The sequence below is a fragment of the Pseudomonas sp. B21-056 genome (genome assembly GCF_026016325.1).
Classification (GTDB): Bacteria; Pseudomonadota; Gammaproteobacteria; order Pseudomonadales; family Pseudomonadaceae; genus Aquipseudomonas.
Genome location: NZ_CP087203.1, coordinates 3855764 through 3869540, shown reverse-complemented (window position 1 = coordinate 3869540; position 13777 = coordinate 3855764). Strand labels below are relative to the sequence as shown.

The window sequence follows — 13777 nt, the reverse complement described above, 5'->3', positions numbered from 1 at the left end:
CGATGACGGTGCCATAGCCAACATCAATGTCGACTGATCTGACGCTATCGCGAGCAGGCTCGCTCCCACATGGGGTTTCGGGACGGTCCGAGAAATCATGTCCGCCAAGAGTCCACTGTGGGAGCGAGCCTGCTCGCGATAGCGGTATGTCAACCACAGTAATAGTGGCTGATACCGCTCCTTCGCGAGCAGGCTCGCTCCCACAGGGGATGGGTGGTGTCAGTGGGAATGTCGTGGCACCTCGGCACCGCGGCAGCCCACCAGGAAGTCGAAGTCGCAGCCCTGGTCCGCTTGCAGCACATGGTCGATGTACAACTGGCGATAGCCGCCCACCAGCAGTTGTTGCGGCGGGGCCAGGTCGGCCAGGCGGGCGGCGAGTTCGGCGTCGGAAATGTCCAGGTGCAAGCGGCCGCTGGCGCAGTCCAGTTCGATGAAGTCTCCTTCCTTCACCGCTGCCAGGGGACCGCCGGCCGCAGCTTCCGGCGCCACGTGCAAGACCACGGTGCCATAGGCGGTGCCGCTCATGCGTGCGTCGGAAATGCGCACCATGTCGGTCACACCCTGGGCCAGCAGTTTGGCCGGCAGGCCCATGTTGCCCACCTCGGCCATGCCCGGATAACCCTTGGGTCCGCAGTTCTTCATCACCAGGATCGAGTTGGCGTCCACGTCCAGCTCCGGGTCGTTGATTCGCGCCTTGTACTCGTCGAAGTTCTCGAACACCACCGCTCGACCCCGATGCTGCATCAGCTCAGGCGTTGCGGCGGAGGGCTTGAGCACCGCTCCCAATGGCGCCAGGTTGCCGCGCAGCACGCAGATACCGCCGTCGGCGCGGATCGGATTGTCCAGGGTGCGAATGACTTCGTCCTGGCCGTAGATCGGTGCGTCCTTGGTGTTCTCGCCGAGGCTTTTGCCGTTGACGGTCAGGGCGTCCGGGTTGGGAATCAGGTTGGCTTCGCCGAGACGACGCAGCACGGCAGGCAAGCCACCGGCGTAGTAGAACTCTTCCATCAGGAAGCGCCCCGACGGTTGCAGGTCGACGATGGTCGGCATGCCGCGGCCGATGCGGGTCCAGTCGTCCAGGTCCAGTTGCACGCCGATGCGCCCGGCGATGGCCTTGAGGTGGATCACCGCGTTGGTGGAGCCGCCGATGGCCGCGTTGACGCGGATGGCGTTTTCGAAGGCTTCCTTGGTCAGGATCTTCGACAGCCGCAAGTCTTCTCGGACCATCTCCACGGCACGCATGCCGGACATGTGGGCCAGCACATAGCGGCGCGCATCCACGGCCGGGATCGCGGCGTTGTGCGGCAGCGAAGTACCGAGGGCTTCGGCCATGCAGGCCATGGTCGAGGCGGTGCCCATGGTGTTGCAGGTGCCGGCCGAGCGGGACATGCCGCCCTCGGCCGCGAGGAAATCGTCGAGGGTGATGGTGCCGGCTTTCACCTGTTCGCTCAGTTGCCAGACCACCGTGCCCGAACCGATGTCCTGGCCCTTGTGCTTGCCATTGAGCATCGGCCCGCCGGTGACGACGATGGCCGGTACGTCGCAACTGGCGGCGCCCATCAGCAGGGCGGGGGTGGTCTTGTCGCAACCGGTGAGCAGCACCACGCCGTCAATCGGGTTGCCGCGAATCGCCTCTTCCACGTCCATGCTCGCCAGGTTGCGGGTCAACATGGCGGTAGGACGCAGGTTCGATTCGCCGTTGGAGAACACCGGGAACTCCACCGGGAAGCCCCCGGCTTCGATCACGCCGCGCTTGACGTGCTCGGCGATCTGCCGGAAATGCGCGTTGCACGGGGTCAGTTCCGACCAGGTATTGCAGATGCCGATGATCGGTTTGCCATGGAACTGATGGTCGGCGATGCCCTGATTTTTCATCCAGCTGCGGTACATGAAGCCGTTTTTGTCGGCGGTGCCAAACCATTGGGCCGAGCGCAGGGAGGGTTTTTTATCAGACATGATCGATTCTCTTATTGTATGACTATATTTTTCCAGATGAAGCGTAACATAAGCGCAATTTACGCGGTTTGGAAGTGTTGTTGGGTAAATAGTAATACTATATAGTCCGGCTCAGTGGAGGGGTTGTCCTGGCGTGCATTCGCGAGAGAAATCCCCCGAGGTTCCATAACAAAAACAATCGGAGACCGGTCCCATGAGCCAGGAATTGCGACTTATCCGTCGCATCACGCTGAAACTGATTCCCTTCCTGATCCTGCTGTACCTGATCGCCTACGTGGACCGCTCTGCCGTGGGCTTTGCCAAGCTGCACATGGGCGCCGACCTCGGTATCGGCGATGCCGCCTATGGCCTGGGCGCAGGTCTGTTTTTCATCGGTTATTTCCTGCTGGAGATCCCCAGCAACCTGATGCTGGAGCGTTTCGGTGCCCGGCGCTGGTTCGCCCGGATCATGATCACCTGGGGCGCCATCACCATCGGCATGGCGTTCGTGCAGGGCCCCCACAGCTTCTATGTAATGCGCTTTTTGCTCGGCGCGGCCGAAGCCGGGTTCTTCCCCGGTGTGCTGTACTACATCACCCAATGGTTCCCGGTGCGCCATCGCGGCAAGATCCTGGGGCTGTTCATTCTGTCCCAACCCATCGCCATGATGATCACCGGCCCGGTGTCCGGCGGCTTGCTGGGCATGGACGGCGTATTGGGCCTGCACGGCTGGCAGTGGTTGTTCATTGTCATCGGCCTGCCGGCGGTGCTGCTGACCTGGCCGGTGCTGCGCTACCTGCCGGACGGCCCGCAACAGGTGAAGTGGCTGGACCAGGCCGAGAAGGACTGGCTGAGCGGTGAACTGAAAAAGGATTTGCAGGAATACGGCCAGACCCGTCACGGTAATCCGCTGCATGCCCTGAAGGACAAACGGGTCTTGCTGCTGGCGCTGTTCTACCTGCCGGTGACCCTGAGTATCTATGGCCTGGGCCTGTGGTTGCCGACGCTGATCAAGCAGTTCGGCGGCAGTGACCTGGTGACCGGCTTCGTGTCATCGGTGCCCTATATTTTCGGCATTGTCGGGTTGCTGATCATTCCCCGCAGCTCTGATCGCTTGAATGATCGCTACGGTCATCTGGCCGTGCTTTATGTGTTGGGCGCCATGGGCCTGTTCCTCAGCGCCTGGCTGTCGGTGCCGGTGCTGCAACTGGCGGCGCTGTGCCTGGTGGCGTTTGCGCTGTTTTCCTGCACGGCGGTGTTCTGGACCTTGCCGGGCCGCTTCTTTGCCGGTGCCAGTGCGGCGGCGGGCATCGCGTTGATCAACTCGGTGGGCAACCTGGGTGGCTACATCGGGCCGTTCGTGATCGGTGCATTGAAGGAATACACCGGCAACCTGGCCTCGGGGCTGTACTTCCTGTCCTGTGTGATGGTGTTCGGCCTGGTGTTGACCGGCGTGGTGTATCGCCTGCTGGAACGCAAGCATGTGCTGCCGGCGGATCAGTTCGCGGCCAGTGCGCGGGGGGCTACGCGCACCTGAGGTTGCCCCGACACCTGTGGGAGCGAGCCTGCTCGCGATAGCGGTGGGTCAGCTTGCATCTTTGTTGAATGTGCCGCCGTCATCGCGAGCAGGCTCGCTCCCACAGGGGGATTTTTGTTGTATTTGAGTTTTGTTTACAGGAGAAAACCATGCGTTTAGTTCAGTTCGAATTGGATAACGGCGAGCGCCGCGTCGGTGTGGTCGACGGCGACCGAGTGCGGGAAGTGCAGTGTGCGACGACCGTGCGTGAGCTGGCGCTGGCGGCCATCGAGGCGGGTGTGAAGCTGGAACAACAGGTCAATGGCCTGGGTTTCGGTGCCGAGCATGATTACCCACGCTTGCTCGCTGAGCTGCGCATCCTGCCGCCGCTGGATCACCCGGACCCGGCGCACCTGCTGGTCAGCGGCACCGGCCTGACCCACCTGGGCAGTGCCTCGGCCCGAGACAAGATGCACCAGCAGGCCGGCGACGAAGCCGCCATGACCGACACCATGCGCATCTTCAAATGGGGCGTGGAGGGTGGAAAGCCCCAGGCCGGCCAGGCCGGGGTGCAACCGGAATGGTTCTACAAGGGCGACGGCAGCATCGTCGTTCGTCCGGGTCATCCGTTCCCGTTGCCGCCGTTCGCCGAAGACGCCGGTGAAGAGCCGGAAATCAGCGGCCTGTACGTCATCGGTCTCGACGGCAAGCCTTATCGCCTGGGCTTTGCGGTGGGCAACGAGTTTTCCGATCACGTGATGGAGCGCAAGAACTACCTGTACCTGGCCCATTCGAAACTGCGCAGTTGCAGTTTTGGCCCGGAACTTCGGGTCGGTGAATTGCCTCAACATCTTTCCGGGAGCAGTCGTATCCTGCGCAACGGCGAAGTGCTGTGGCAGAACGAATTCCTCAGCGGCGAGGCCAACATGTGCCACAGCCTCGAAAACCTTGAATTCCACCACTTCAAGTACAGTCAGTTCCTGCGTCCGGGGGATGTGCACGTTCACTTCTTCGGCACCGCGACCCTGTCGTTCGCCGATGGCATCCGCACCCAGCCGGGGGATGTGTTCGAAATCAGCCAGGCCGAATTCGGCGCGCCGCTGGTCAACGGCATCGCCCCGGTGGACGCGGCGTTCAACCCGGGTACTATCGGCACACTTTGAAAGGAGACTTGCGATGAACCAGATCCTTGGCCACAACTACATCGGTGGGGCGCGCAGTGCCGCCGGCCAGACCCGTTTGCAGAGCCTCGATGCCAGCACTGGCGAAGCCTTGCCGGGTGATTTCATCCAGGCCACGGCGGAAGAAGTCGACGCAGCGGCCAAGGCAGCGGCAGCGGCTTATCCGGCCTACCGCAGCCTGAGCGCGGTGCGTCGGGCCGAGTTCCTCGAGGCCATTGCCGATGAATTGGATGCCTTGGGCGATGAGTTCGTCGCCGTGGTCTGCCGTGAAACCGCGTTGCCCGCTGCACGTATCCAGGGTGAGCGGGGGCGTACCAGCGGGCAGATGCGCCTGTTCGCCAAAGTCCTGCGTCGTGGTGATTTCTACGGTGCGCGTATCGACCGGGCTTTGCCGGAGCGCAAACCGCTGCCGCGCCCGGACCTGCGTCAGTACCGCATCGGCCTCGGCCCGGTGGCGGTGTTCGGCGCCAGTAATTTCCCGTTGGCTTTTTCCACGGCCGGTGGCGACACCGCGTCGGCCCTGGCGGCCGGCTGCCCAGTGGTGTTCAAGGCCCACAGCGGCCACATGGCGACAGCGGAGTGGGTCGCCGATGCGGTCATCCGTGCCGCCGAGAAAACCGCGATGCCGGCCGGTGTCTTCAACATGATCTACGGCGGTGGCGTCGGCGAATGGCTGGTCAAGCATCCGGCGATCCAGGCCGTGGGCTTCACCGGCTCCCTGCGGGGTGGGCGTGCTCTGTGCGACATGGCCGCCGCGCGCCCGCAGCCGATCCCGGTGTTTGCCGAGATGTCGAGCATCAACCCGGTGATCGTCCTGCCTGAAGCGCTGGCGACCCGCGCCGACAGTATCGCTCGCGACCTGACCGCCTCGGTGGTGATGGGCTGTGGCCAGTTCTGCACCAACCCGGGCCTGGTGATTGGTATCCGTTCGCCGCAGTTCACGGCATTCACCCAGCAGGTCGCGGCGCTGATCGCTGACCAGGCGCCGCAAACCATGCTCAATGCCGGCACCTTGCAAAGTTATGGCAAGGGCTTGCAGAAGTTGCTGGCTCATCCAGGCATCGAACACCTGGCCGGGCGTGCACAGCAGGGCAACCAGGCCCAGCCGCAGCTGTTCAAGGCCGATGCCAGTCTGTTGATCGACGGGGATGAGGCGTTGCAGGAAGAGGTGTTTGGTCCGACCACCGTGTTCGTCGAAGTGGCCGACCAGGCGCAACTCAGCGCCGCGTTGAACGGACTGCACGGCCAACTGACCGCGACCATGATCGGCGAGCCGGGTGATTTCCAGCGGTTCAGCGAGTTGACGCCGCTGCTGGAGCAGAAAGTCGGCCGGATCCTGCTCAACGGGTACCCGACCGGTGTCGAGGTCTGTGATTCGATGGTCCACGGCGGGCCTTACCCGGCCACCTCCGATGCCCGCGGCACCTCGGTGGGCACCCTGGCCATCGACCGTTTCCTGCGGCCGGTGTGCTTCCAGAACTACCCCGACAACCTGCTGCCGGAACCCCTGAAAAATGCCAATCCGTTGGGGATCCAGCGATTGGTGGACGGCGTGCCGGGCCGCGAGGCGCTCTGAGAATCGCAGGAAGGCAGCTCCATCGAGGTTTGATGGACTGCCGCCATCGCGAGCAGGCTCGCTCCCACAGTTGTTCCGGGGTGAATGCAGGGCTTGCATACGCCATAGAACCTCTGTGGGAGCGAGCCTGCTCGCGATAGCGGCGGCACTTCAGCCTCGATGCCAACTGACCTGCCGCTATCGCGAGCAAGCTCGCTCCCACAGTGGTTCCTGGGTAAATGCTGGATTGCAAACACCATAGAACCCTGTGGGAGCGGGCTTGCCCGCGATAGCGGCGGCACATTCAGCCTCGATGCCAACTGACCCACCGCTATCGCGAGCAGGCTCGCTCCCACAGTGATCCTGGGTGAATGCAGGATTTGCATATGAGGTGGTCAACTTTTTCCGGACACCTCAATCGGTGTTTTTCAGGCTGCTTGCCGCTCATACTGATTGGGCGGTAAATAGCCCAAGGATGAATGGATTCGCCTTCCGTTGTAGAACCGCACGATGTAGTCCGTGATGTCCTTGATCGCTTCGCCATGGTTGGCGTAATCCTTGCGCCAAACACGCTCCATCTTCAGATTCAAGAAGAAGCGCTCCATGACCGCATTGTCCCAGCAGTTGCCCTTGCGACTCATGCTGCAACGCATTCCATGTCGCGTCAGCAAGTCCTGGTAATCCGTACCGGCATACTGGCTGCCTCGATCCGAGTGTGCGATCAGGCCCGGTTCAGGTTGCCTCTGCGCGATGGCCAGTTGCATCGCACTGCATACCAACTCTGCCCGCATGTGGGGTGCCATGGCCCAGCCCACGATTTTGCGTGAGTACAGGTCCATGACGGCCGCCAGGTACAACCAGCCGCTGCGGGTACGGATGTAGGTGATGTCAGCGACCCACGACTGGTTGATGCGCTCGGGATTGAACTGGCGATTGAGCAGGTTCTCAGCCACCGGAAAATTGTGATTGCTGTCAGTGGTATGAACGAACTTGCGCTTCCAGATCGGGCGCAAATCCTGTTGTTTCATCAGGCGGCGGACCTTGTTCCGTCCAACGGAGACGCCAGTGTCACGCAGCGCTTTCACCAAACGACGACTGCCATAACAGTGTTCATTGGACACGAAGGCAGCCTTGAGCTGAGCGGCAACCGAGCACACAGGTTTTGGCTTCAAACGCCTCTGACGAGCTTCGTAAAACCCCGAACGACTGATCCGCAACACCCGGCAGATACGCGCCACCGGGTAGGCCTTGCATTGAATTTGGTGAACCAACTGGTGGATCACTTCAACTCGCGGGCAAAGAAGGCCGTAGCTTTTTTTAATATGTCATTATCCGTCTTCAGTTCGCGGACTTGCTGTTCAAGCTGGCGAATACGCTGCTGGTCGCTGGTCAATGGTTTGCCAATCCCCGTACCGCCCGACTGCTCGGTTTGATACTGCTGAACCCAGCGGCGCACGGCGGTGTCGCTCAGGCCTAAATCGGTACAAACCGAGTTCACGCTCAGACCTTGATCAACAATCATCTTGCAGACCTTCAGCTTGAACTCGGCGTCGAATTTTCTGTATTTCTTAGTCATGGAATATTCCTCAATGGGTGTAGTTTCACCCATTGAGGTGTCCGGGGCCATTAGACCAGCTCAATACACCACAGAACCCTGTGGGAGCGGGCTTGCCCGCGATAGCGGCGGCACATTCAGCCTCGATGCCAACTGACCCTCCGCTATCGCGAGCAGGCTCGCTCCCACAGTGATCCTGGGTAAATGCTGGATTGCAAACACCATAGAACCCTGTGGGAGCGAGCCTGCTCGCGATGGCGGCGGTGGATGCGCCGCCGCCATTGCAGTCAGAGCCCAGCCCTCACATAACGTTCACGCCGTAAAGTCGCTGGCATGCAGCTCCTTGACGCCGACCAGTTCGAACTCGAACTCGGCGGTGGCGTCGGCGTCGACGCTGCCGTAGAGGATGCCGTCGGCAAAGCGCAGTTGGCCGGTGGCGTTGGTGGTGTCGAAGGCGTTGCTGCCGATGAAGGTGAAGGCATCGATATGGGCGGTCAGTGGGTTGGCGTCCAGGCCGGTGAGATCCAAGTGGTCCAGCTCGGTGCTCTTGAAACCGTTGATCACATCGCGCAACGCGCCGGTGCCCATGTCTGTCAGCGCACCGAATGCGTAGGTGTCCGCGCCGGTGCCACCGGTGAGGTTGTCGGTGCCGGCCCCCCCGATCAGTCGATCATCCCCCGAGCCACCCACCAACGTATCGTTGCCCGCACCGCCATCGAGGATGTTGCCGGCGCTGTTGCCGGTCAGGGTGTCGGCGTAGGCACTGCCGGTCAGGTTCTCGATGTTCTTCAGCGTATCGAGGCCCGAGCCTGCGGTGTTCTGTTGCGCGGATGTCGAGAGGGTCACGGTGACCCCGGCCAGTGCCTGCTCGAACGACACCGTGTCGTTGCCATCACGGCCATCCAGCACGTTGTTACCGGCCCCGGCGAACAGGGTATTGTCCAGCGCATTGCCCGTACCATTGGCCGCGTCGGGGGTGTCGATGTACAGGTTCTCGACGTTGCTGGCGAGGGTGTAGGCCGCCAGGCGGCTGTGCACGCTGTCGATGCCCCCGGTCAGCGGATTGCTGTTGGTTTCGATCACGGCATCGCCGGTGTTGTCGACGTAGTAGGTGTCATCGCCGTCGCCGCCGCTCATGCTGTCGTTGCCGGCGGCACCGTCGAGCACGTTGTCGGCGATGTTGCCGGTGATGAAATTACGCCGTTCGTTGCCGGTGCCATCGATGTCCGAGACGCCGGTGAGCACCAGGTTCTCGAGATTGGCCCCCAGCGTCCAGCTGACCGAGGCCTTGACCGTATCGATCTGCGAGGCCGAGGTGTTGGTTTCCACCACGCTGTCGAACGCGTTGTCGACCACGTAGATGTCATTGCCATCGCCACCCGTCAGGCTGTCGGCGCCCAGGTCGCCATCCAGGGTGTCGTTGCCCGAGCTGCCCACCAGGGTGTCCGCCTGGTCGGTACCCGTGATCATCCCGCCCTGGTTGGCGTGGTCGAAGATGTCCTGCACGCTGTTGTTGTCGTTGGGGTTGCCGTGGAAGCCCAGGTCATCGGCGATGTAGTCGGCCAGGCGTTGGCCGACGATTTCCGCCGACTCCTCGTGCAGATGCCAGACGTCGTCGGGATAGACCAGCGGATCGACCTCGTAGCGCAACGGCAGGTCGGTGTAGTCCACCGCCAGCTTGACATCGGCGCGCTCGGCCGCCATGGCTTCCTGGGCGGCGCGGACATAGCCGACCCCTTCGACAATCGCGGCGATCTTGTCCTCGGCGTAGCCACGGGCCCGCGCCGCGTCCTGCTCGTAGTGACCGGTTTCCATCAGGTACACGCTGAAGTTGCCTAACTGGGCGTGCAGGTAGTCGAACACCTTCAGCGTTGCGGCCTTGTAGGCCGCGGCCGCTGCCTGTTTGTCAGTGGCCCGGGCGATCTCCTGGGCGCCTTCCTCGCCCTGGCCCCAGATGATGCCCATGGTGACGTTATCGATGGCCTTGAGTTCGCTGAGCTGGTCCTTCAGCAATGTCACGGCACGCAACAGCGCCGGCCCGGGCTGGTTGGTGTCGGTCAGCCACCAGCACAACTTCAGTTCTTCGGGGCTCAGTGTCGACAAACCAGTGACGGTGCTGCCGCCCACCGCGATGTCGATGCCATTGCCGTCGGCATCGGTGAACTGGCTGCGCACATCGTAGGTGGTGTAGCGGTCCAGGTCCTTGACCAGCATCGAGGTGCCGGACTGATCATCATCTTCGGTCATGCGCAGCAGGCGTGCATTGGATTGGCCGAGGGTCGGCAGGTAGAGGATGTCCTGCTGGGCGCGCTCGCCGAACACGAAATCACTGGCGGTCAGGGTGTTGAGGTAGTTGCCGTTGAGGGCGATCTCGAAGCGGTTGCCATCGGCATCGGCTTCGGCGGACTTGATGTAGGTCTTGTCGCCGGCCGAGTTCAGGGTCATGTACAGCGTGCCGTTGGTGCCGTCGCCGAGGCCGGTGAAGCCCAGGCTGGAGACGTCGATCTTGTCCACGCCCGCAGTGAAGTCATAGACCGTGTCGGTGGCCGTGACGCCGCCGGTGTCGTAGTCGCGGTAGCTGTCGAGCACGTTGGTGTAGCGGAAGGTGTCGGCGCCGTCGCCGCCGTACAGTGAGTCGCGTCCGGCGCCACCGTCGACGATGTCGGCGCCGGTGCCGGCCTTGATCGTGTCGTTGCCGCCCAGGCCGAGGATCAGGTCGGCGCCGGCCGTGCCATTGAGGGTTTCGGCACTGCTGGTCCCGGTGATGGTGTTGGCCGGTGCGTCGGCCACCACCAGGGCGAAGTTGTCACTGACCGAGGCACCTGAAGGATCGGTGGCCTTGACCAGCACGTCATAGTTACCGGCTGCGGTGTTGGTCGGCGTGCCGCTGAAGGTCAGGCTGGTGGCATTGAATGTCAGCCACGCGGGCAGGGCCCTGCCGTCGGCGAGGGTCGCGGTGTAGGTCAGTGCCTCCTGGTTGGCGTCGGTGAAGCTGTCGTGGGCCACGGTGTAGCGGAATGGCGTGCTTTCACTGGCACTCTGGTCGAGGAGCGGGATGGCCACCACCGGCGCCACGTTGCCAGGCGTGTTCTGGTCGGCGAACACGAAGTGGCTGGCCGTCAGGCTGTTGACCAGGTTGCCCGCCAGCGACACTTCGAAGCGGTTGCCGTTGGCGTCGACGGTTAGGTCCTTGAGATAGGTGCGGTTGGACGACGCGCTGTAGGTCACTTGCAACGTGCCATTCAAGCCATTGCCCAGGCCGGTGTAGCCGAGCGCGGCGACGTCGATCTTGTCCGCGGCTACGTCGAAGTCGAGGATCTGGTCACTGGCGCTGGTGGACCCGGTGCGATAGCTGTCGAGCTTCGAGGTGAAGCGGAACACATCGGCGCCCGCGCCACCGGTGAGTTTGTCCACCCCGGTACCACCGACCAGAATGTCGTTGCCGGCCCCGCCATTGAGGGTGTCATTCCCGGCGCCACCGAACAGTTGTTCGTTGGCTGCGGTGCCGGTCAGGGTGTCGTTGTTCGGCGTGCCATTGATGACGACGGGGGCGGGCACGTCCTGCACGGCAAGGGTGAAGCTGTCACTGACGGTGGCGTTGCTGCCGTCCGTGGCGGTGACTTGTATGGCGTATGTGCCCGAGGCGGTGTCGCTTGGCGTACCGCTGAACGTGCGCGTGGCCGCGTCGAACACCAGCCAACCGGGCAGGGCGCTGCCGTTGGCCAGTTTGGCGGTGTAGCTGAGGCTGTCGTTGTCCGGGTCGCTGAAGCTGGTGGCGGGCACCACGTAGCTGAACGGCGTGTTCTCGGTCGCGTTCTGGTCCAGCAGCGGCGTCGCCAGCACCGGCGCATGGTTGGTCGGCGACGTGGTGGCGAACACGAAATTGGCGCTGGTCAGGGTGTTGAGGAAGTTGCCGTCCAATGCCACTTCGAAGCGGTTGCCGTTGGCGTCGGCGGTCAAGGACTTGATGTAGGTCTTGGTGCCGGCGCTGTTGAGCACCAGGTACACGGTGTCGTTCTTGCCGTCCCCCAGACCGGTGAAGCCCAGGGCCGACAAGTCGATCTTGTCGGAGGCGACATTGAAGTCGGTGATCAGGTCGCCCAGGTTGACGCCGCCGGTGTTGTAGTTGCGGTAGCTGTCCAGGCGGTTGGAAAACACGAAGGTGTCCGCCCCGGCGCCACCGGTGAGGGTGTCCATGCCGGCCCCGCCGTCGAGCTTGTCGTCACCCGCGCCGCCACTGAGGCTGTCGTTACCGGCCAGGCCCAGCAGGGTATCGGCCGAGTCGCTGCCCGCCAGCGAGTCGTTGCCGCTGGTGCCGGTGACCACCCGGTTGAAGATGAAGTTGCTGGCCGTCAGGGTGCTGGCGAGGTTGCCGGAGAGAATCAGCTCGAAGCGATTGCCGCTGGCGTCGGCGTCGAAGTCCTTGATGTAGGTGCGGTCGTTGCTGGCGCTGTAGCTGACCTGCAAGGTGCCGCCACGGCCGTTGCCCAGGCCGGTAAAGCCCAGGCCGGCGAGGTCGATCTTGTCCTGGGTGACGTCGAAGTCGGTGATGGTGTCGTCGAAGCTGGTGGTCGCGTTGCGGTAGCTGTCGGACTGGCTGGCGAAGCGGAACGTATCGGCGCCCGTGCCGCCGGTGAGTTTATCGAGGCCCGCGCCGCCCACCAGGATGTCGCCGCCGGCTGCGCCGTTGATCGTGTCGTTGCCGGCGCCGCCGTAGAAGATCTCGCTGGCGCTGGTGCCCAGCAGGGTATCGTTGCCGGCCGTGCCTTGTACGGTAGTCATCGGTTCCGTGGCGCTGACGTAGCTGCCATCGCCATAGATCAGCGTGGCGCCCTTGCTGGTGTGGCTGATGGTGTTGGCGATGATCGCATTGCGATCGGTGCCGTCTTCGTTACGTTCGGCAACGCCATAGGTCGACAGGTTGCTGCCGCTGATGAGGTTGCCCTGGATCGTGTTATCGCTGCCGTTGAAGTACTTGCCGGAAACGCCCTGGGTGTCGTCGTAGGACTGGATGATGATCTCGGGGACGGCGCCACCCAGGGAATTGTTGTTGAGGGTGTTGTCGATGATCTCGACGTGGTTGCTGCCGTAGATGCGGATCCCGGCGCTGGCGTTATCGTGGATGTCGACGCCCGTGACCGTCACGTCGCTGGACAGTTTGACCAGCACCCCTTCGGCGCCATTGCCGTATACCTCGCCACCGGTGATGGTGATGTTGCTGGGGGAGGGGATGTTCTCGCTGCCGCGCTGCACCACGATGCCGTTGCCGCCGTTGTCATAGGCGACGTTGTTGGTGAGGGTGAAGTCGTGGGTGCTGGTGACGACGTTGAAGCCGTGCCGGTCGTTGTCGTAGGCGACGTTGTTTTCGAAGGTGCTGTCGCTGAGGAAGTCGGCCACGAAGCCGTCCAGGCCATTGCCGTGGGACACACTGTTCTTGATAACCATGTTGACGGTCTGCTCGTGGGGGTCGAAGCCGTACCCGGAGCAGTCCTTGATCTCGACGCTGTCGATGGTGACGTTGGAGTCGTAGCCTTCTTCGCCTGGGATGTACCCGTTGAACCAGCCGTCGATCTTGCCGGTGGTGTGGTCGCGGTTGCCGTCGATGGTGAGTTGGCTGATGCCGAAGTCATGGGTTTCTTCGCCGTAGGCGGAGCGGATGATGCCGGTGATCTTGGTGTCGGAGCCGTCGGCCACCTTGACGGTGGTTTCGCCCATGCCGTCGCCATACAGATGCACGTTGCTCTTGAGCATCAGGCAGCCATCGGAAGGTTCCTCGCCTGCCGAAACGATGTAGGTGCCGGCCGGCACATACACCTGCCCCCCGCCTGCCGCTGCCGCCGCGTCAATCGCCGCCTGGATGGCCGCGGTGTCATCGGTAATACCGTCTCCTTTGGCGCCAAAATTTTGTACGTTGAAAATCATGAGCTTATCTCCGTATCGGGCTGGAACCACGGTAGATGCCAATATTCCATCGGCGACCTCAGGGTTATGACCCGGCGGAGCGTGAAAGTTGTGACCGCATATCGGGGAAGAGT

6 protein-coding genes are annotated in these 13777 nt (G+C 62.7%); 3 read left to right on the top strand and 3 right to left on the bottom strand.

Annotation, left to right across the window (positions count from 1 at the left end; genetic code table 11):
* Nucleotides 1-219 precede the first annotated feature (219 nt).
* Complete coding sequence (locus LOY67_RS16170; RefSeq protein WP_265063451.1) at nucleotides 220-1956, bottom strand: IlvD/Edd family dehydratase; 1737 nt, start codon at nucleotides 1954-1956, stop codon at nucleotides 220-222.
* A 193-nt stretch (nucleotides 1957-2149) separates the two neighbouring features.
* Here LOY67_RS16170 and LOY67_RS16165 point away from each other — a divergent pair, with 193 nt between their 5' ends.
* The 3 genes from LOY67_RS16165 to LOY67_RS16155 all read left to right on the top strand — a co-directional run bounded on the left by LOY67_RS16165 (nucleotide 2150) and on the right by LOY67_RS16155 (nucleotide 6208).
* Nucleotides 2150-3472 (top strand): MFS transporter, encoded by a 1323-nt coding sequence (locus tag LOY67_RS16165; RefSeq protein WP_265063450.1) that lies wholly within the window; start codon nucleotides 2150-2152, stop codon nucleotides 3470-3472.
* Nucleotides 3473-3621: 149 nt separating this feature from the next.
* A complete protein-coding gene (gene araD1, locus LOY67_RS16160; protein ID WP_265063449.1) occupies nucleotides 3622-4614 on the top strand; it encodes an AraD1 family protein in 993 nt (330 codons plus the stop codon).
* Nucleotides 4615-4627: 13 nt separating this feature from the next.
* Entirely contained in the window at nucleotides 4628-6208 is a 1581-nt protein-coding gene (locus LOY67_RS16155; protein ID WP_265063448.1) for an aldehyde dehydrogenase (NADP(+)), read from the top strand.
* 407 nt (nucleotides 6209-6615) lie between these two features.
* On the opposite strand, the gene LOY67_RS16150 is transcribed toward LOY67_RS16155, so the two are convergent.
* Together LOY67_RS16150 and LOY67_RS16145 are read right to left on the bottom strand one after the other, a co-directional pair.
* Nucleotides 6616-7763, bottom strand: a protein-coding gene (locus LOY67_RS16150) for an IS3 family transposase (protein ID WP_265063257.1) whose coding sequence is annotated in 2 segments (ribosomal slippage) — nucleotides 6616-7508 and nucleotides 7508-7763 — 1149 coding nt in all. Because the reading frame shifts where the segments join, the coding sequence is not laid out codon by codon here.
* A 291-nt stretch (nucleotides 7764-8054) separates the two neighbouring features.
* Nucleotides 8055-13664 (bottom strand): putative Ig domain-containing protein, encoded by a 5610-nt coding sequence (locus tag LOY67_RS16145; protein WP_265063447.1) that lies wholly within the window; start codon nucleotides 13662-13664, stop codon nucleotides 8055-8057.
* Between the last annotated feature and the right edge of the window lie 113 nt (nucleotides 13665-13777).